The organism is Sulfitobacter sp. 1A15106 (genome assembly GCF_043556995.1).
Lineage (GTDB): Bacteria > Pseudomonadota > Alphaproteobacteria > Rhodobacterales > Rhodobacteraceae > Sulfitobacter > Sulfitobacter faviae.
Genome location: NZ_JBIFFM010000001.1, coordinates 51,547 through 69,050, shown reverse-complemented (window position 1 = coordinate 69,050; position 17,504 = coordinate 51,547). Strand labels below are relative to the sequence as shown.

Annotated in this window: 18 protein-coding genes; all 18 read left to right on the top strand. The window is 64.3% G+C overall.

The features are described 5' to 3' along the window. Positions 1–1,506 (top strand): AMP-binding protein, encoded by a 1,506-nt coding sequence (locus ACGYKA_RS00370; RefSeq protein ID WP_394410311.1) that lies wholly within the window; start codon positions 1–3, stop codon positions 1,504–1,506. Continuing rightward, the gene (locus tag ACGYKA_RS00365) at positions 1,503–3,107 is read left to right on the top strand and encodes a carboxyl transferase domain-containing protein (protein ID WP_394437643.1); all 1,605 of its coding nucleotides are present in this window, start codon (positions 1,503–1,505) and stop codon (positions 3,105–3,107) included. The genes ACGYKA_RS00370 and ACGYKA_RS00365 overlap by 4 nt, the downstream gene beginning before the upstream one ends. Positions 3,108–3,186: 79 nt before the next feature. Beyond that, positions 3,187–5,127 carry an acetyl/propionyl/methylcrotonyl-CoA carboxylase subunit alpha gene (locus ACGYKA_RS00360; protein ID WP_394410317.1) on the top strand — a complete coding sequence of 647 codons (1,941 nt, stop codon included), beginning with the start codon at positions 3,187–3,189 and terminating at the stop codon, positions 5,125–5,127. Further along, the gene (locus tag ACGYKA_RS00355; RefSeq protein ID WP_394410319.1) at positions 5,124–5,792 is read left to right on the top strand and encodes a glutathione S-transferase family protein; all 669 of its coding nucleotides are present in this window, start codon (positions 5,124–5,126) and stop codon (positions 5,790–5,792) included. The genes ACGYKA_RS00360 and ACGYKA_RS00355 overlap by 4 nt, the downstream gene beginning before the upstream one ends. A gap of 31 nt (positions 5,793–5,823) precedes the next feature. Next, positions 5,824–6,678, top strand: coding sequence for a hydroxymethylglutaryl-CoA lyase (locus ACGYKA_RS00350; protein WP_394410321.1), 855 nt, complete (start codon positions 5,824–5,826; stop codon positions 6,676–6,678). Between the two features lies 1 nt (position 6,679). Then, the gene (locus ACGYKA_RS00345; RefSeq protein WP_394410323.1) at positions 6,680–7,462 is read left to right on the top strand and encodes a crotonase/enoyl-CoA hydratase family protein; all 783 of its coding nucleotides are present in this window, start codon (positions 6,680–6,682) and stop codon (positions 7,460–7,462) included. A 162-nt stretch (positions 7,463–7,624) separates the two neighbouring features. Next, a complete protein-coding gene (locus tag ACGYKA_RS00340) occupies positions 7,625–7,990 on the top strand; it encodes an NADH-quinone oxidoreductase subunit A (protein WP_067263411.1) in 366 nt (121 codons plus the stop codon). Beyond that, positions 7,981–8,595: an NADH-quinone oxidoreductase subunit B family protein gene (locus ACGYKA_RS00335; protein WP_231886322.1), complete on the top strand. Its 615-nt coding sequence runs from the start codon at positions 7,981–7,983 to the stop codon at positions 8,593–8,595. The genes ACGYKA_RS00340 and ACGYKA_RS00335 overlap by 10 nt, the downstream gene beginning before the upstream one ends. A gap of 101 nt (positions 8,596–8,696) precedes the next feature. Next, positions 8,697–9,326: an NADH-quinone oxidoreductase subunit C gene (locus ACGYKA_RS00330; RefSeq protein WP_136720172.1), complete on the top strand. Its 630-nt coding sequence runs from the start codon at positions 8,697–8,699 to the stop codon at positions 9,324–9,326. After that, the gene (locus ACGYKA_RS00325) at positions 9,326–9,499 is read left to right on the top strand and encodes a hypothetical protein (protein WP_169306047.1); all 174 of its coding nucleotides are present in this window, start codon (positions 9,326–9,328) and stop codon (positions 9,497–9,499) included. The genes ACGYKA_RS00330 and ACGYKA_RS00325 overlap by 1 nt, the downstream gene beginning before the upstream one ends. Continuing rightward, a complete protein-coding gene (locus tag ACGYKA_RS00320) occupies positions 9,499–10,743 on the top strand; it encodes an NADH-quinone oxidoreductase subunit D (protein WP_067263416.1) in 1,245 nt (414 codons plus the stop codon). The genes ACGYKA_RS00325 and ACGYKA_RS00320 overlap by 1 nt, the downstream gene beginning before the upstream one ends. A gap of 79 nt (positions 10,744–10,822) precedes the next feature. After that, positions 10,823–11,974, top strand: coding sequence for an NADH-quinone oxidoreductase subunit E (locus tag ACGYKA_RS00315; protein ID WP_394417288.1), 1,152 nt, complete (start codon positions 10,823–10,825; stop codon positions 11,972–11,974). 92 nt (positions 11,975–12,066) lie between these two features. Continuing rightward, positions 12,067–12,930 (top strand): hypothetical protein, encoded by an 864-nt coding sequence (locus ACGYKA_RS00310; RefSeq protein ID WP_394410329.1) that lies wholly within the window; start codon positions 12,067–12,069, stop codon positions 12,928–12,930. Between the two features lie 18 nt (positions 12,931–12,948). Further along, the gene (locus tag ACGYKA_RS00305; RefSeq protein WP_067263425.1) at positions 12,949–13,182 is read left to right on the top strand and encodes a DUF5337 domain-containing protein; all 234 of its coding nucleotides are present in this window, start codon (positions 12,949–12,951) and stop codon (positions 13,180–13,182) included. Positions 13,183–13,187: 5 nt separating this feature from the next. Next, complete coding sequence (gene nuoF, locus ACGYKA_RS00300; RefSeq protein ID WP_209218008.1) at positions 13,188–14,483, top strand: NADH-quinone oxidoreductase subunit NuoF; 1,296 nt, start codon at positions 13,188–13,190, stop codon at positions 14,481–14,483. Positions 14,484–14,621: 138 nt separating this feature from the next. Further along, the gene (locus ACGYKA_RS00295) at positions 14,622–14,948 is read left to right on the top strand and encodes a hypothetical protein (protein ID WP_271687638.1); all 327 of its coding nucleotides are present in this window, start codon (positions 14,622–14,624) and stop codon (positions 14,946–14,948) included. A 120-nt stretch (positions 14,949–15,068) separates the two neighbouring features. Further along, positions 15,069–15,479, top strand: coding sequence for a DUF5333 domain-containing protein (locus tag ACGYKA_RS00290; RefSeq protein WP_067263433.1), 411 nt, complete (start codon positions 15,069–15,071; stop codon positions 15,477–15,479). A 4-nt stretch (positions 15,480–15,483) separates the two neighbouring features. Beyond that, on the top strand, positions 15,484–17,499 hold the full coding sequence (nuoG, locus tag ACGYKA_RS00285; RefSeq protein WP_394410332.1) for an NADH-quinone oxidoreductase subunit NuoG: 2,016 nt from the start codon (positions 15,484–15,486) through the stop codon (positions 17,497–17,499). Positions 17,500–17,504: the final 5 nt, after the last annotated feature.

Sequence of the window (17,504 nt, the reverse complement as noted above, 5' to 3'; positions counted from 1 at the left end):
ATGAAGAACGAAGGCGACTGGCCCATCTGGCAGGGCAACATGGCGGCGCAATGCCTTGCCCAGCCCGAGGACGCGGTGGCGATCATCGACCTGACTGGCCCGGATCGGCGCGACGTGAGCTATGGTGCGTTGCACGAGATGGTCAACGGTCTGGCACGAGCGCTTCAGGCCGAAGTGCGCCCCGGCGACCGCGTGGGTGTTTTGCTCAGTCAGTCGCCGTGGTGCGCAGCCGCGCATTTGGCGATCTGGAAGATCGGCGCGATCTCGGTGCCGCTGTTCAAACTCTTCAAACGTGACGCGCTGGCCAGCCGCGTGGGCGACGCAGGCTGCGAAATCGTGCTGACCGATGCGGAAGGCGCGGAACTGCTCGGCGATCTGGCCACCCCGTGGATCGCGGCGGAGGCTGGTGTGGACGGTGAGCCGGTGGAATTCGCCGAGGTCGGCCCCGAAGATCCCGCCGTGCTGATCTACACCTCCGGCACCACCGGCACGCCGAAAGGCGCGCTGCACGGGCACCGGGTGCTATCGGGTCATCTGCCGGGCGTGTCGATCAGCCATGATCATCTGGGGCAGGACGGCGATTGCCTTTGGACCCCGGCGGATTGGGCGTGGATCGGCGGGCTTTTCGACGTGGCGATGCCCGCGCTGGCGCTCGGCGTGCCGGTGGTGGCCACCCGGATGCCCAAGTTCACCGTCGAGGGCTGCGCCGAGGTGATCGCGAAAGGCGAGGTGCGCAACGTGTTCTTCCCGCCGACGGCCCTGCGGATGCTGAAGGCGGCGGATGTCGCGCTGCCGGGCCTGCGCTCGGTCGCTAGCGGCGGCGAGCCTCTGGGGGCCGAGATGCTGGCATGGGGCCGCGAGGCGTTTGGGCTCGAGATCAACGAGTTCTACGGCCAGACCGAATGCAATATGGTGGCTTCGAGCTGCGGCGTCGATTTCCCCGCCCAGCCCGGCTGTATCGGCAAACCGGTGCCCGGCTTCGAGATCGCCGTGCTCGATGCAGACGGAGAGCCCACTGACGCCGAGGGCGACGTGGCGGTGCGCCGCGGCGCGCCCTCGATGATGCTACGCTACTGGAACCGGGCTGAGGAGACGGCGCAGAAGTTCCACGGCGACTGGCTGCTGACCGGCGACCGGGGCATCTGGGAGGGCGACTACCTGCATTTCGTGGGGCGCGAGGATGACGTGATCACCTCCGCTGGCTACCGCATTGGCCCGGCAGAGATTGAGGATTGCCTGCTCACCCACGCGGCCGTGGCGACCTGCGGCGTGGTCGGCAAGCCCGACGCGCTCCGCACCGAGATCGTGAAGGCCTATGTGGTGCTGAAACCGGGTGCGGAGGTCGAAGAAAAGGAACTGCAGGACTGGGTGAAGGACAGGCTCGCCAGCTATTCCTACCCGCGCGAGATTGCATTCGTGGAAGACTTGCCCATGACCGTCACCGGCAAGGTGATCCGCAAGGAATTGAAGCGTCTGGCGGCGCGAGAGAATGAGGACGTAACATGAAACTGACATCCCAAGCCCTGCCATCCTCGGATGCCTACAAGGCCAACGAGATGGCGCATCTGAAAGCCCTGAGCGAGGTGCGCGAGGCCGCCGAGGCCGCCGCCCTGGGCGGCGGCGAAAAATCCCGCGCCCGGCATGAAAGCCGCGGCAAGATGCTCCCCAGAGAGCGGGTGGCGAACCTTTTGGACCCCGGCAGCCCGTTTCTGGAGATCGGCGCCACGGCGGCGCATGGGCTTTACGGCGGTGCAGCCCCCTGTGCGGGCGTGATCGCAGGCATCGGGCGGGTGCAGGGACATGAGGTCATGGTGGTCTGCAACGACGCCACCGTGAAGGGCGGCACCTACTACCCGATGACGGTGAAAAAACACCTCCGCGCGCAGGAGATCGCCGAGGCCAACCATCTGCCCTGCATCTATCTGGTGGACTCTGGCGGTGCGAACCTGCCCAACCAAGACGAGGTTTTCCCTGACCGCGACCATTTTGGCGCGATCTTCTATAATCAGGCGCGGATGAGCGCCAAGGGCATCGCGCAGATCGCCGTGGTGATGGGCTCCTGCACCGCGGGCGGTGCCTACGTGCCCGCGATGTCGGACGTGACCATCATCGTGAAGGAACAGGGCACGATCTTCCTCGCCGGCCCGCCGCTGGTGAAGGCCGCGACGGGCGAGGTCGTCTCGGCCGAAGACCTCGGCGGTGGCGACGTGCACACGCGCCTGTCGGGCGTGGCGGATTATCTGGCCGAGGACGACGCCCATGCGCTGGCAGTGGCGCGCCGCGCGGTTGGGCAGCTTAACAAGAGCAAGCCCAAGACGGTGGACTGGGCCAGCCCGGAGGAACCGGCTTACGACCCCGCCGAGATGCTGGGCGTTGTGCCCGCCGACCTGCGCACGCCCTACGACATCCGCGAGGTCATCATGCGGCTGGTGGATGGCAGCCGCTTTGATGAGTTCAAGGCGCGCTTCGGCGAGACGCTGGTCTGCGGCTTTGCCCATGTCAAAGGCTGTCCCATCGGCATCATCGCCAACAACGGCGTACTCTTCTCAGAAGCGGCCCAGAAGGGCGCGCATTTCGTGGAGCTTTGCAGCCAGCGCAACATCCCGCTGGTGTTCTTGCAGAACATCACCGGCTTCATGGTCGGCCGCAAATACGAGAACGAGGGCATCGCCCGCCACGGCGCCAAGATGGTGACGGCGGTGGCCACCACCAATGTGCCCAAGATCACCATGCTGGTGGGCGGCTCCTTTGGCGCGGGCAACTACGGCATGTCGGGCCGGGCCTACCGGCCGCGGTTCCTCTGGACATGGCCCAACAGCCGCATCTCCGTGATGGGCGGCGCACAGGCGGCGGGGGTCTTGGCCACAGTCAAGCGCGACGCGATGGAACGCGCGGGCGAGACTTGGACCGAGGAGGAAGAGACCGCCTTCAAACAGCCCACGATCGATATGTTCGAGGAGCAGAGCCACCCGCTCTATGCCTCGGCACGGCTGTGGGATGACGGGATCATTGATCCGCGCAAGAGCCGCGACGTGCTCCACCTGAGCCTCTCGGCCAGCCTGAACGCGCCGATCGAGCCGACGAAATTTGGATTGTTCCGGATGTGATCGGGCCGAGGGAACCGGGGGGGCAGCCCCCCGGACCCCCCGAAATATTTGGAGCAGAAAGAGATGAAAAGGGTAGGGCATGTTTGACACGATCCTGATTGCGAACCGGGGTGAGATTGCTTGCCGGGTGATGGAAACGGCGCAAGCCATGGGGGTGCGCTGCGTGGCGGTGTACTCGGACGCGGATGCGGGCGCGAAACATGTCGCCATGGCGGATGCCGCGGTGCATATCGGCGGCTCGGCGCCGGCGGAGAGTTATCTGAAGGGCGATGTGATCATCCAAGCCGCGCGCGATACCGGCGCGCAGGCGATCCATCCGGGCTACGGGTTTCTCAGCGAGAACCCCGATTTCGTGGAGGCGGTCGAGGCCGCCGGGCTGACCTTCATCGGGCCTTCGGCCAAGGCTATCCGCGCCATGGGGCTGAAGGACGCGGCCAAGGCGTTGATGGTCGAGGCGGGCGTGCCCGTGGTCCCGGGCTATCACGGCGCGGATCAGGACGATGCGCTGCTGGCGCGTGAGGCCGAGAAGATCGGCTATCCGGTGCTGATCAAGGCGGTTGCGGGTGGCGGCGGCAAGGGAATGCGTCTGGTCGAGGAGGCCGGAGGCTTTCAGGCGGCGCTGGAGTCTGCGCGCTCCGAGGCCAAGACCGCCTTCGGCAATGCGGACGTTTTGGTCGAGAAATTTGTCACCAAGCCGCGCCACATCGAAGTGCAGGTCTTCGGCGACGGGACCCATGCGGTGCATCTGTTCGAACGCGACTGTTCGCTCCAGCGCCGCCACCAGAAGGTGATCGAGGAGGCGCCCGCGCCGGGCATGACGGAAGAGATGCGCGCGGCCATGGGTCAGGCGGCGGTGCGCGCGGCCGAGGCCATCGGCTATGCCGGGGCGGGGACGGTGGAATTCATCGTCGACGGTTCGGGCGGGCTTTCGACCGACGGGTTCTTCTTCATGGAGATGAACACGCGCCTGCAGGTGGAGCATCCCGTAACCGAGCTGGTCACCGGGGTTGATCTGGTGGAATGGCAGCTGCGGGTCGCGGCGGGCGAGGCCTTGCCGAAAGCGCAGGATGAACTCACGATCGACGGCCATGCTTTCGAGGCGCGGCTCTATGCCGAGGACGTACCGAAGGGCTTTCTGCCCGCCACCGGCACGCTCACGCATCTGTCCTTTACGCCCCAGACCCGCGCCGACAGCGGTGTGCGGGCGGGCGATACGATCAGCCCCTTCTACGACCCGATGATCGCCAAGGTCATCGTGCATGGGCCCACGCGGGACGTGGCGCTGTCGCGCCTGCGCGCGGCGCTGAAGGGTTGCGAAGTGGGTGGCACGGTCACTAACCTCGCCTTCCTTGGCGCTCTGGCGGAACATGAGGGCTTTGCCAAGGGCGATGTCGACACCGGCCTGATCGCGCGGGATATCGAGGCGCTGACGGCACAGCCTGAGGTGCCGGGGCGGCATTTTGCGCTGGCCGGGATGGCGGCGCTTGGGCTGGACCAGCCGCAGGCCGAGGCGGGGTTCAACCTCTGGCGGCCGCTGCGCCATCAGGTGATGCTGGGCCGCGATGGCGAGGAGCATCTGCTGAAGGTGCGTGTGCTCTCGGAGGACGTGCAACTTTGGACCGTGGGCGACCACGAGGTCCGGGCCGAGCGCATCGCGGGCCGCTGGAAGGTCGACGGCCATATAGCCCCCCCGGTCTCGGTCGCGGGCGACGTGGTCACGGTATTTGACGCCTATGGCATCGCCTTTGACGTGATCGACCCGCTGGCACGCGCCGCCGCCGCCCATGGCGACGGCAATATCGTCGAAGCGCCGATGCCGGGGTTGGTGCGTGCCATCGACGCCGAGGTCGGCCAGAGCGTCGCCAAGGGCGACCGTCTGGCGGTGTTGGAGGCGATGAAGATGGAACACTCGCTGCTGGCCGCGCGCGACGGCGTGGTGGCCGAGGTGCTGGCAGAGGCCGGCGATCAGGTTGAGGCCGGTGCAGCGCTGGTGCGTCTGGAAGCCGAGGAGGGCGCATGATCACGCTGCATCACTGTCCGCAGACCCGCTCGATGCGCACGCTCTGGCTGCTGCACGAGCTGGACGACGTCGAGTTTCAGGTCAAGATGCATGCCTTCGACCGCAGCCTGCGCGATCCGGAATACCTCGTGCTCTCGCCCGCGGGCCGGGTGCCTGCGCTGGAGATCGACGGCGAGCGCATGTTCGAGACCGGGGCGATCACCCAGTACCTCTGCGAGCGCTACAGCCCTGACCGCATGGGCCGCTCGGTCGGCAGCCCGGACCGCATGGCATGGCTGGTCTGGGTGCATTTCGCCGAGACCATCAGCCAGCACACGGCGGCACTGACCCAGCAGCATATCGCTTTGCGCGAGGACCACATGCGCAGCCCCATCGTGATGAAGCTTGAAGCGGCGCGGATCGGCAAATGCTACGACGCGCTGGAGGCGCGGCTCTCGACGCCGCTGGAGAACCGCGACTACCTGCTGACCTCCGGCTTTTCCGCCGCCGACATCTCGGTCGGGCAAGCAGTCTACATGGCGCGGCATTTCGTGAAATTGGATGACCACCCCTCGGTCGCGGCGTGGTATGAACGGATCACGGAGCGCGACAGCTTCGCGCAGGCGCTGCCCGAGGGAGCCAAGCTCTACAAAAAGGATTTCTACGCGCCATGGCCGGTCGAGTGACCATGGCCCAGTCAGGGAAGGAAAGCGGCCAATGAGCCTTGGACCATGTGAGATTTTCGAGGTCGGCCCGCGCGACGGGCTGCAGAACGAGAAACGCGAGATTCCCGTGGCCGAGAAGGTCGCTTTGGTGAACAAGCTGAGCCAAGCGGGCTTTGCCCGCATCGAATGCGCCAGTTTCGTCAGCCCCAAGTGGGTGCCGCAGATGGCCGGCTCGGGCGAGGTGCTGGGGCAGATCACCCGTGCCGAGGGCGTGCGCTATGCGGCGCTGACGCCCAACATGCGGGGCTATGAGGATGCGGTGGCGGCCCGCGCCGACGAGGTGGCGATCTTCGCCTCCGCCTCCGAAGGGTTCAGCCAGAAGAACATCAACGCCAGCATCGACGAGGCTTTCGAGCGTTTCGCCCCCATCCTCGAAGAGGCGCGGCACGTGGACATTCCGGTGCGCGGCTATGTCTCTTGCGTGGTGGAATGCCCATATGACGGCAAGGTCGATCCCGGCGAAGTGGCCCGCGTGGCCGACAAGCTCTTCGCCATGGGCTGCTACGAGATCTCCTTGGGCGACACCATCGGCGCGGGCACGCCCGACAGCATCGCGCGGATGCTGCTTTCGGTGCGCGACGTGGTCCCGGCGGGGCGGCTCGCGGGGCATTACCATGACACCCACGGGCGGGCGATGGCCAATATCGATGCCTCATTGTCGATGGGGCTGCGGGTGTTCGACGCGGCGGTCGGTGGCTTGGGCGGCTGCCCCTATGCGCCGGGGGCGGCGGGCAATGTCGCCACCGAGGCGGTGAACGAACATCTGACGACGCTTGGCTACGACACCGGCGTCGATCAGGCGGTGGTGCTGGAGGCCGCCGAAATGGCACGGGCAATGCGAGGCTGACATGTACGAGACTTTGACGATCGAAACCGACGCGCGCGGGGTGGCGGTGCTCACCCTCAACCGGCCGGAGAAACACAACGCGATGTCGGCGCAGATGCTGGCCGACCTGACCTCGGCGGCGGGCAAACTGGCCGAGGATGACGCGGTGCGTGCCGTGGTGCTGACCGGGGCGGGCAAATCCTTCTGCGCGGGCGGCGATCTGGGCTGGATGCGCGACCAGCGCGATATGGATGCCGAGACACGCTCGGCGGAGGCGGGTAAGCTGGCGACAATGCTGGGCGCGCTCAACGCGCTGCCCAAGCCGGTGATCGGCAAGCTGCAGGGTAATGCCTTCGGCGGGGGGGTCGGCATGGCCTCGGTCTGTGACGTGGCCGTGGGGGTCGACAGCCTCAAGATGGGCTTCACTGAAACCCGGCTGGGCATCATCCCGGCCACCATCGGGCCCTACGTGCTGGCGCGCATGGGCGAGGGGCGCGCGCGGCGGGTCTTCATGTCGGCGCGGCTGTTCGGCGCGGCGGAAGCGGTGGAGCTTGGCCTTCTGGCGCGTGCGGTCCCGGCAGAGGAGTTGGACGCAGCTGTGGAGGCCGAGGTCGTGCCTTACCTCTCCTGCGCGCCGGGGGCGGTGGCAGCGGCCAAGAAGCTGGCGCAAGACCTGGGTGGAATCGCCACGCCCGAGGCGGTGGAAATGTCCATTGATGCCCTCGCGGCGCGTTGGGAAACCGATGAGGCCGCCGAGGGAATCGGTGCCTTCTTTGACAAGCGCAAAGCCGCTTGGGTGGTCTAGCTCAAGGCTTTGGCGAAATGGCTCTATTGCGGACCCGTGGGCGGCATTAACCGGGCTTGGCCCGTTGACCCTACCCACGGGCAGAGTTAAACCCGTTCCAAGTTTGTCTGCGCGGGCTTTTGGCCTTTGCCTCATGCCGCGCACCGCGAAAGGAGCATCCCCTTGGACGACATGCTGCGGGAATACCTGCCCATCCTCGTTTTTCTGGCCGTGGCGATTGGCCTTGGCCTTGTGCTGATCCTCGCCGCTGTGGTCGTGGCCGTGCGCAATCCTGACCCGGAGAAGGTCTCGGCCTATGAATGCGGGTTCAACGCATTCGACGATGCGCGGATGAAGTTTGACGTGCGTTTCTATCTAGTCTCGATCCTCTTCATCATCTTCGACCTCGAAATCGCCTTCCTCTTTCCATGGGCCGTGGCCTTTAAAGAGGTGAGCATGGTGGGCTTCTGGTCGATGATGGTGTTCTTGGGCGTGCTGACGGCGGGCTTCGCCTATGAATGGAAGAAGGGAGCGCTGGAATGGCAGTAAAAGATGACGCACTCGTCACCCCGGTGATGGGCGATGGCCACCAAAGCCCACGGGTGAAATCCGGTGCCTCCGCCCCTGCGGCCTACGGCCAATATGGCGCGGGGCCGGACCCTGAGTTCGCCACACAAAGCCTGAATGCCGAGTTGCAGGACAAGGGCTTCCTGCTGACTTCTACCGAAGACATTATCAACTGGGCGCGCACGGGCAGCTTGCACTGGATGACCTTCGGTTTGGCCTGCTGCGCGGTTGAGATGATGCACAGCTCCATGCCGCGCTATGACCTTGAGCGTTTCGGCACAGCACCACGCGCCTCTCCGCGCCAGTCGGACCTGATGATCGTCGCGGGCACGCTGACCAACAAGATGGCCCCGGCGCTGCGCAAGGTTTACGACCAGATGCCAGAGCCGCGCTATGTGATCTCGATGGGGTCCTGCGCCAATGGCGGCGGTTACTATCACTACAGCTATTCGGTCGTGCGCGGCTGTGACCGCATCGTGCCGGTCGATGTCTATGTGCCCGGCTGCCCGCCGACGGCGGAAGCACTGCTTTATGGTATCCTCCAGCTGCAGCGCAAAATTCGCCGCACCGGGACGATCGTGCGCTAAGGCAACCGCCTGCGCCGCAAGCGGGGCAGGCAGAAGGACAAAGCGCCAAAGGCGCGGGACAGTGAGATGGCGTTGATCGGCGCGTGGAAGGAAGATTTGCGATGAGCGAACAACTGCAGGAACTTGGGGCCTATATCGAAGCCAAACGCCCCGATTGCGTGCTCGGCTGGGATGTCACCAAGGGTGAGTTGAACATGGATGTGGCGCTGGCCAATGTCGCCGGGCTTGTCGAGTTCCTCAAAGGTGACCCGACCTGCCGCTTCTCGACTTTGGTGGACATTACGGCGGTGGATTATCCGGGCCGGGCCAAGCGGTTCGACGTGGTTTACCACTTTCTGTCGATGTACCAGAACCAGCGCATCCGCCTGCGCGCCGCCGCGCGGGAGAAGGACATGGTGCCCTCGATCACCGGCGTGCATCCCAGTGCCGATTGGTTCGAGCGTGAAGTCTTTGACATGTTCGGCATCCTCTTTTCCGGTCACCCGGATCTGCGCCGCATCCTCACGGACTATGGTTTCCGCGGGCACCCGCTGCGCAAGGATTTTCCGACCACGGGCTATACCGAGGTGCGCTATGACGAAGGCGCCAAACGCGTGGTCTATGAGCCTGTGAGCCTCGTTCAGGAATACCGCCAGTTCGACTTCATGTCGCCTTGGGAAGGGGCTGATTACATCCTGCCCGGCGACGACAAGTCGGCACCCGACGGTCATGTGAGCAAGGACGCGAAGTAATGGGCGGGCTTTGGTGGCTGATCCTCTCGGCGCTGACCGCCATTCCGATGGTCAAACTGCTGCCGTTCTTCGGCATCAACAAATACTGGGCGGTGGCCTGTCTGATCCCGCTGGGCACGATTGCCCTGCTGTGGTGGATGGGCATGAAGCTGCAAGAACTGGAGAAACGGTAATGGACGGCGACATTCGCACAAAAGCCTTTGACGACGGGTCGACCGACTTTGAGTCCGGCGAGCAGAAGATTCGCAACTTCAACATCAACTTCGGCCCGCAACACCCTGCCGCACACGGGGTTTTGCGTCTGGTGCTTGAGCTTGATGGTGAGGTGGTAGAGCGTTGCGACCCCCATATCGGCCTGCTGCACCGTGGCACCGAAAAGCTGATGGAAAGCCGCACCTACCTGCAAAACCTGCCGTATTTCGACCGGCTGGATTACGTGGCCCCGATGAACCAAGAACACGCTTGGTGTCTGGCCATCGAAAAGCTGACCGACACGGTGGTGCCGCGCCGTGCCTCGCTGATCCGGGTGCTGTTCTCGGAAATCGGGCGCATTCTGAACCACCTTCTCAACATCACCACGCAGGCGCTGGACGTGGGCGCGCTGACGCCGCCGCTCTGGGGCTTTGAAGAGCGTGAGAGCCTGATGATCTTTTACGAACGCGCCTGCGGCGCGCGTCTGCACGCGGCGTACTTCCGCCCCGGCGGCGTTCACCAAGACCTGCCGCCCGCGCTGCTGGACGATATCGAAGCTTGGTGCGAACAGTTCCTCAAAAAGTTCATGGTCGACATCGATGAGCTGCTGACCGAGAACCGCATCTTCAAACAGCGCAACGTCGACATCGGCATCGTGACCGAGGAGGACATCCTCAACTACGGCTTCAGCGGTGTGATGGTGCGCGGGTCGGGCTTTGCTTGGGACCTGCGCCGCGCGCAGCCCTATGAATGCTACGACGAATTCGACTTCCAGATCCCCGTGGGCAAGAACGGCGACTGCTTTGACCGCTACCTCTGCCGGATGGAAGAGATGCGCCAGTCGACCTACATCATCCAGCAGGCGATCGAGAAGCTGCGCGCCCCCGAAGGGCAGGGCGATGTGCTGGCCCGGGGCAAGATCACCCCGCCATCGCGCACCGCGATGAAAACCGACATGGAAAGCCTGATCCACCACTTCAAGCTTTACACCGAAGGGTTCCACGTTCCCAAAGGCGAGGTTTACTGCGCCGTCGAAGCGCCCAAGGGCGAGTTTGGCGTCTACCTCGTGGCCGATGGCTCCAACAAACCCTATCGCTCCAAAATCCGCGCGCCGGGCTTCTTGCACTTGCAGGCGATGGACCATGTGGCCAGCGGTCACCAGCTTGCCGATGTCGCTGCGATCATCGGCACCATGGACGTCGTCTTTGGAGAGATTGACCGGTGATGCCGCTGGCGTCACCCCGTTTTGAAGAAATTTACGCCGGGGGCATCATTGGCCTCCGCCTGACCATAGGTTCGAACTAATGCTCCGCCGTCTACACCCTGACCAGCCCGACAGTTTTGCCTTCACGCCCGCCAACCAAGAATGGGCCGAAGCGCAGATCACCAAATACCCCGAAGGCCGTCAGGCCAGCGCGATCATCCCGCTTTTGTGGCGCGCGCAGGAGCAAGAGGGCTGGTTGACCCGCCCCGCGATCGAACATGTCTCGGAGATGCTGGGCATGGCCTATATCCGGGGCCTCGAAGTGGCGACCTTCTACTTCATGTTCCAACTGCAACCCGTTGGTTCCGTGGCACATATCCAAGTTTGCGGCACCACCTCCTGCATGATTTGCGGGGCCGAGGATCTGGTCGCCGTCTGCAAAGAGCGTATCGCCGCCAAGCCGCATGAGTTGTCGGCGGATGGGCGTTTTTCTTGGGAAGAGGTCGAATGCCTCGGTGCCTGTTCCAACGCCCCCATGGCGCAGATCGGCAAGGACTATTACGAAGACCTGACCACCGCGCGGCTGAACGAAATCCTTGATGAGTTGAGCGAGGGGCGTGTGCCCGTGCCCGGGCCTCAGAACGGGCGCTATGCCTCCGAGCCTCTGGGCGGGTTGACGAGCCTCACGGATCACGAAAGCGGGCGCACGCAGTATAACGCCAGCGCTCAGGCCGCGGTCGATATCGGCGATACCGTTAAGCGCATCGACGGCACCGAGGTGCCGCTGCTGACACCTTGGCAGCGCAAGCCCGATGCGCCGCAGCCTGAAACGGTGGAAGAGGTCGAAGCCGAAGAGCCGCGTCCCGCCGAGGGCGAAAGCGCCGACAAGACCGGTATCACCGAGCAGGAGGCCGAGGCCGCCTCGAAAAGCAAGCCGCGTTCCAAGCGCGACCCCGCGGGTGAAACCGTCGATGCCGCCGAGGCCGAGACCGACACCCCCGCGACGCCCGGCCAAAAGCCCGCACAGTTGGAAGGCCCGCGTGAGGGCGAGGCGGATGATCTGAAAAAGATCAAAGGCGTCGGTCCGAAGCTGGAGCAGATGCTCAACGGCATGGGTTTCTACCACTTTGATCAGATCGCCCAATGGGGCCCTGAGGAGGTGGCTTGGGTCGACCAGAACCTCGAAGGGTTCAAAGGCCGCGTCAGCCGCGACAATTGGGTAGAGCAGGCCGCGCGCCTCGCAGAAGAATAAGACGGAGATTAACAACGGGCCAAGGACGGCACCCACACCACCCCGCAGAGCCATAAGCCGCATCGCCCGCATCAAGGGAGAGAAGGACAGTCATGACGGATATTTCGGAACGAGAAGCCTGCACCAAGCGCTGCTGGTGGCTGGGTGCCGGTGTCGGTTTGCTCGTGGCATTCCTGTTGCTGGCTTTCGGCATTTGGGGTCTGTTGATGTCTATTTTGGCCGGTGTGCTGGTGGCGGTGATCGTGGGCTATCTGGCGATGACCCTGCTGTGCAAAGACGTGCCAGCCGCCGCACCGCAAGACAGCACGCGCAGCGCGGCGGCAGCATCGGTTGCGGCGGCGCCGATAGCATCGGACAGCGTCTCGCCAGCGGTGGGCACCGTCCCTGCGGGCGACGCCGGCATCGGCGCCGCGCGAAAAGCCAGTGCGCCGGTTGAGCCTGTGAAAGAAACACCGGCGCCCGTGGCCGATACAGCCGCTGTTGAAGCCGCCCCGGAGCAGGTTGCCGAGGCAGAGGTGAGCGAGGAAGAACCAGCCGGAACCTCCGAGGAAGCAGTGCCGACCGCGCCCGTGGCCGATACAGCCGCCGTCGAAGCCGCCCCGGAACAGGTTGTCGAAGCCGAAGAAGCGCCTGCGGTGGTGACCACCCCTGAAAAGACCGTCGAAACCGCGCCCGAGGGTCCGACAAGTGGCGGATCGACGGACGGCAAACCCGCACTGCTCGACGCACCGCGCACAGGTGGGGCAGATGACCTTAAGCGCATTGGTGGCATCGGGCCGAAGTTGGAACAGACGCTGAATGAACTGGGCATCTTCCATTTCGACCAGATCGCGGCGCTTCAGGGTGAGGAGATCGATTGGGTCGATTCCCGCCTGCGTTTCAAGGGCCGTATTCGGCGCGACGATTGGATCGGTCAGGCCAAGGCGCTTGCCAGTGACGGCAAAGCCGAGGGCTGATCGGGGTAAGAGAGAGACATGAGCGAAGCCGAAGACAGAGCGCTTGCCCGCAAGGGCCGCACCGCAGGGCTGGTCATTGCCGTGACCATGTGCTTGTGGCTGGCCATGCAATGGGCCGGCCCGGCGCTTGGCCTGCCGGGGCGTTATGCGCTGCTCTTCGACTTTGCTGCACTGGCCGCGCTTTTCTGGGCGATGGTCGTGATATATCAAATGTGGCAGGCCCGCCGGGCCAGCCGTGAGAACCAAAGGTAGGCATCATGCTTCAGGACAAAGACCGCATTTTTACCAACATCTACGGCATGCATGACCGCACCCTGAAAGGCGCGCAGGCGCGCGGCCATTGGGATGGCACCGCCGGGATCATTCAAAAGGGCCGCGATTGGATCGTCGACCAGATGAAAGCCTCTGGCCTGCGGGGCCGGGGCGGGGCGGGCTTCCCCACGGGTCTCAAGTGGTCCTTCATGCCGAAGGAAAGCGATGGCCGCCCGGCCTATCTTGTGGTCAACGCCGACGAATCCGAGCCGGGCACCTGCAAGGACCGCGAGATCATGCGCCATGATCCGCATACGCTGATCGAAGGCTGCCTGATCGCCTCTTTCGCGATGAACGCGCATACCTGCTATATCTACCTCCGCGGCGAATACATCCGTGAGCGCGAAGCCCTGCAGGCCGCGATTGATGAAGCCTATGAGGCCGGTCTGGTGGGCAAGAACGCCAGCAAATCGGGCTGGGATTTCGACATTTACTTGCACCACGGGGCAGGGGCCTATATCTGTGGCGAAGAAACCGCGCTGCTGGAAAGCCTCGAAGGCAAGAAAGGCATGCCCCGGATGAAACCGCCGTTCCCGGCGGGCGCGGGCCTCTACGGTTGCCCGACCACGGTGAACAACGTCGAATCCATCGCCGTGGTGCCGACCATTCTGCGCCGTGGCCCTGAGTGGTTCGCGGGCTTTGGCCGCGCCAATAACGCGGGCACCAAGCTCTTTGCGATCTCGGGTCACGTCAACAACCCCTGTGTCGTTGAAGAGGCGATGTCGATCTCCTTTGAAGAGCTGATCGAGACCCATTGCGGCGGCATCCGCGGCGGCTGGGACAACCTCAAGGCGGTGATCCCCGGCGGGTCGTCGGTGCCGCTGATCCCCGGCAAGGATATGCGCGACGCGATTATGGATTTCGACTACCTGCGTGAGCAGCGTTCGGGCCTCGGCACCGCGGCGGTGATCGTGATGGACAACTCGACGGACGTGATCAAAGCGATCTGGCGGCTGTCGAAGTTCTACAAACACGAAAGCTGCGGCCAGTGCACGCCCTGCCGCGAAGGCACCGGTTGGATGATGCGCGTGATGGACCGTCTGGTCTCGGGCGATGCCGAGCCGGAAGAGATCGACATGCTGCTCGACGTGACCAAACAGGTCGAGGGCCACACGATCTGCGCGCTTGGCGATGCGGCGGCTTGGCCGATCCAAGGTCTGATCCGCCACTTCCGTGATGAGATCGAAGATCGGATCAAACACAAGCGCACGGGCCGCGTCAGCGCGGTCGCGGCGGAGTGAAACCCTGCGCGGCGGCGGGCCTCACCGGCTTGACGCTTGGCGCAGGAGCGGCGATAGCGGGCGCGCGTCAGGCGCGTCCGTCCACAACAGGCGCGGGGCGATCGGCAAGGCCGGGCCATGGCGCAGCGGAGTAGGTCTATGAAATATGCTTTGACGGTTCTGACGCTCAGCGCCCTGCTGGCGGGCTGCGCCAATGATGGCGAGCGGATTGCCTTTGACGGGCAGTATTTCAACACCAAACTGCGCAAGGTTGACGGCCAGCGGGATGTCTTTCAGGTGACGGTCAAGGACGCCGGCAAATCCATCGACGGCGCCCGTGCGGCGGCGCGCTATGAGGCGGTGAAATACTGTGTCGGCAACTACGGCAACTCGAAAATCGACTGGACCTTTGGCCCCGATGCCCCGGCAAGCGCGCTGCGGTTCGATGGCGGGGCGCTGACCTTTCGGGGGCGCTGCCCCCAGTGATCGCATCGGCGACATATCGCAGGCCTGCGGGTCTCGGGGGCGGTGATATTGAATATCACGGCCTGCGATCTCCATCTGTCAGACGGGCCGTTCCGGCCCGCTGCATGAAGGAGAATTGATATGCGCACCCTGATGATCGCCGTGATGGGCCTAAGCCTGACCGCCGCCACCGTGACACCGGTCGCCGCCAAACCGCCATTGCGCGAGGTGGCCGCCATCGACGATGCGCTCTTGGACATGGGCGTCGCCGACATCATCCGCAAAAACTGCCCCGACATCAGCGCGCGGATGCTGCGCGCGGTCAAGATGGCTTGGGACTTGAAAGGCAAAGCAACCGATCTGGGCTACTCCGACGCCGAGATCGACGCCTATATTGATAGTGACGCTGAAAAAGCGCGCATGAGAGCGCGGGGCGCCGCGTTTTTCAAGGCGAAGGGGGTCGATACTTCGGACCCGCAAAGCTATTGTGCGCTCGGACGCGAAGAGATTCAAAAATCGAGCCGGATCGGTTCGTTACTGAAGGCAAAGTGAGCTTATGAGCGATATCCGCAAGATCATCATCGACGGTAAGGAAGTCGAAGTCGAAGGGGCGATGACGCTCATTCAGGCCTGCGAGCAGGTCGGCATCGAAGTGCCGCGCTTCTGTTACCACGAGCGTCTGTCGATCGCTGGCAACTGCCGCATGTGTCTTGTGGAAGTCGTCGGCGGGCCGCCCAAGCCCGCCGCCTCCTGCGCCATGCAGGTGCGCGACCTGCGCCCCGGTCCCGAGGGCCAGCCGCCGGTCGTGAAAACCAACTCGCCCATGGTCAAGAAGGCCCGCGAGGGCGTGATGGAATTCCTGCTCATCAACCACCCGCTCGATTGCCCGATTTGTGACCAAGGCGGTGAGTGTGACCTGCAGGATCAAGCGATGGCCTACGGCGTGGACTTCTCGCGCTACCGCGAACCCAAGCGCGCGACCGAGGATCTCGATCTCGGCCCGCTGGTCGAAACCCACATGACCCGCTGCATCTCCTGCACCCGCTGCGTGCGCTTCACGACCGAGGTCGCGGGCCAGCACGTCATGGGCCAGACCGGCCGTGGCGAAGATGCCGAGATCACGACCTATCTCGGCGCGCTGATCGACAGCAACCTGTCGGGCAATATCATCGACCTCTGCCCGGTGGGTGCGCTGGTCTCCAAGCCTTACGCTTTCACCGCGCGTCCGTGGGAACTCAGCAAGACCGAGAGCATCGACGTGATGGATGCCCTCGGCTCCAACATCCGCGTCGACACCAAGGGCCGCGAAGTCATGCGCTTCCTGCCGCGCAACCATGACGGCGTGAACGAGGAGTGGATTTCCGACAAGACCCGTTTTGTCTGGGACGGTCTGCGCCGTCAGCGTCTCGACACACCTTACATCCGCGAGAACGGCAAGCTGCGCAAAGCCAGCTGGCCCGAGGCGCTGAATGCCGCCGCCGTCGCGATGAAGGGCAAGAAGCTTGCCGGTCTCATTGGCGATCTGGCCCCGGTGGAGGCGGCCTTTGCCCTGAAGCAGCTGATCGAGGGGCAGGGCGGTGTTGTCGAATGCCGCACCGATGGCGCGAAATTGCCCGCGGGCAACCGCTTTGGCTATGTCGGCAACGCCCGGATCGAGGATCTGGACAACGCCAAGATGATCCAGCTCATTGGCACGAACCCCGCCGTCGAGGCGCCGGTGCTGAACGCGCGTATCCGCAAGGCATGGAGCAATGGCGCCGAGATCGGCCTGATCGGCGAAGCGGCTGACCTGACCTATCCGCATCACCATCTTGGCAACGACCGCGCCACGCTCGACAAGCTGATGGGCAGCGACTTCGACGAAGTGCTGGAGCAGCCTTCGGTGATCGTCGTCGGCCAAGGCGCGCTGCGCGAAGCCGATGGTTCGGCGGTTCTGGCGAAAGCGATGGAGCTGGCCGAGAAGACCAAGAGCAAGCTGATGGTTCTGCACACCGCCGCATCGCGCGTCGGCGCGATGGACATCGGTGCCGTGGCCGAGAACGGCATGGACGACGTGAACGCGGCTGAGGTGATCTACAACCTCGGCGCCGATGAGATCGAGATCGGCGAAGGCCCCTTCGTGATCTACCAAGGCAGCCACGGCGACCGCGGCGCGCACCGTGCCGACATCATTCTGCCGGGTGCTGCCTATACCGAAGAGCCGGGGCTTTTCGTCAACACCGAGGGCCGTCCGCAACTGGCGCTGCGCGCAGGCTTTGCACCGGGGCAGGCGAAAGAGAACTGGGCGATTCTCCGGGCGCTTTCGGCTGAGATGGGCGCGCAACTGGGCTATGATTCCATCGCTGAGCTGCGCCGCAAACTGACCGAGGCCGTGCCGCATCTGGCGAATGTCGATGAGGTGCCCGAAAACGAATGGAATGCGCTGCCTGCGGGCAAGCTGGGCGATGCGTCTTTCGCGCCTGCGGTGCGTGACTTCTATCTCTCCAACCCGATCGCGCGGGCCAGCCAGTTGATGGCGGAACTGTCGGCGCTGGCCGCCGCGCGCCGGGCCGAGCCGATGGCGGCGGAGTGAGAACA

What these genes read in the sequence shown, in the direction of transcription:
- ACGYKA_RS00305 (WP_067263425.1), top strand. Translation starts at nt 12,949, where the DNA reads ATGAGCGAAGCCGAAGACAGAGCGCTTGCCCGCAAGGGCCGCACCGCA.
- ACGYKA_RS00290 (WP_067263433.1), top strand. Translation starts at nt 15,069, where the DNA reads ATGCGCACCCTGATGATCGCCGTGATGGGCCTAAGCCTGACCGCCGCC.
- ACGYKA_RS00295 (WP_271687638.1), top strand. Translation starts at nt 14,622, where the DNA reads ATGAAATATGCTTTGACGGTTCTGACGCTCAGCGCCCTGCTGGCGGGC.
- ACGYKA_RS00350 (WP_394410321.1), top strand. Translation starts at nt 5,824, where the DNA reads ATGAGCCTTGGACCATGTGAGATTTTCGAGGTCGGCCCGCGCGACGGG.
- ACGYKA_RS00320 (WP_067263416.1), top strand. Translation starts at nt 9,499, where the DNA reads ATGGACGGCGACATTCGCACAAAAGCCTTTGACGACGGGTCGACCGAC.
- ACGYKA_RS00310 (WP_394410329.1), top strand. Translation starts at nt 12,067, where the DNA reads ATGACGGATATTTCGGAACGAGAAGCCTGCACCAAGCGCTGCTGGTGG.
- nuoG (WP_394410332.1), top strand. Translation starts at nt 15,484, where the DNA reads ATGAGCGATATCCGCAAGATCATCATCGACGGTAAGGAAGTCGAAGTC.
- nuoF (WP_209218008.1), top strand. Translation starts at nt 13,188, where the DNA reads ATGCTTCAGGACAAAGACCGCATTTTTACCAACATCTACGGCATGCAT.
- ACGYKA_RS00370 (WP_394410311.1), top strand. Translation starts at nt 1, where the DNA reads ATGAAGAACGAAGGCGACTGGCCCATCTGGCAGGGCAACATGGCGGCG.
- ACGYKA_RS00325 (WP_169306047.1), top strand. Translation starts at nt 9,326, where the DNA reads ATGGGCGGGCTTTGGTGGCTGATCCTCTCGGCGCTGACCGCCATTCCG.
- ACGYKA_RS00315 (WP_394417288.1), top strand. Translation starts at nt 10,823, where the DNA reads ATGCTCCGCCGTCTACACCCTGACCAGCCCGACAGTTTTGCCTTCACG.
- ACGYKA_RS00360 (WP_394410317.1), top strand. Translation starts at nt 3,187, where the DNA reads ATGTTTGACACGATCCTGATTGCGAACCGGGGTGAGATTGCTTGCCGG.
- ACGYKA_RS00335 (WP_231886322.1), top strand. Translation starts at nt 7,981, where the DNA reads ATGGCAGTAAAAGATGACGCACTCGTCACCCCGGTGATGGGCGATGGC.
- ACGYKA_RS00355 (WP_394410319.1), top strand. Translation starts at nt 5,124, where the DNA reads ATGATCACGCTGCATCACTGTCCGCAGACCCGCTCGATGCGCACGCTC.
- ACGYKA_RS00330 (WP_136720172.1), top strand. Translation starts at nt 8,697, where the DNA reads ATGAGCGAACAACTGCAGGAACTTGGGGCCTATATCGAAGCCAAACGC.
- ACGYKA_RS00345 (WP_394410323.1), top strand. Translation starts at nt 6,680, where the DNA reads ATGTACGAGACTTTGACGATCGAAACCGACGCGCGCGGGGTGGCGGTG.
- ACGYKA_RS00365 (WP_394437643.1), top strand. Translation starts at nt 1,503, where the DNA reads ATGAAACTGACATCCCAAGCCCTGCCATCCTCGGATGCCTACAAGGCC.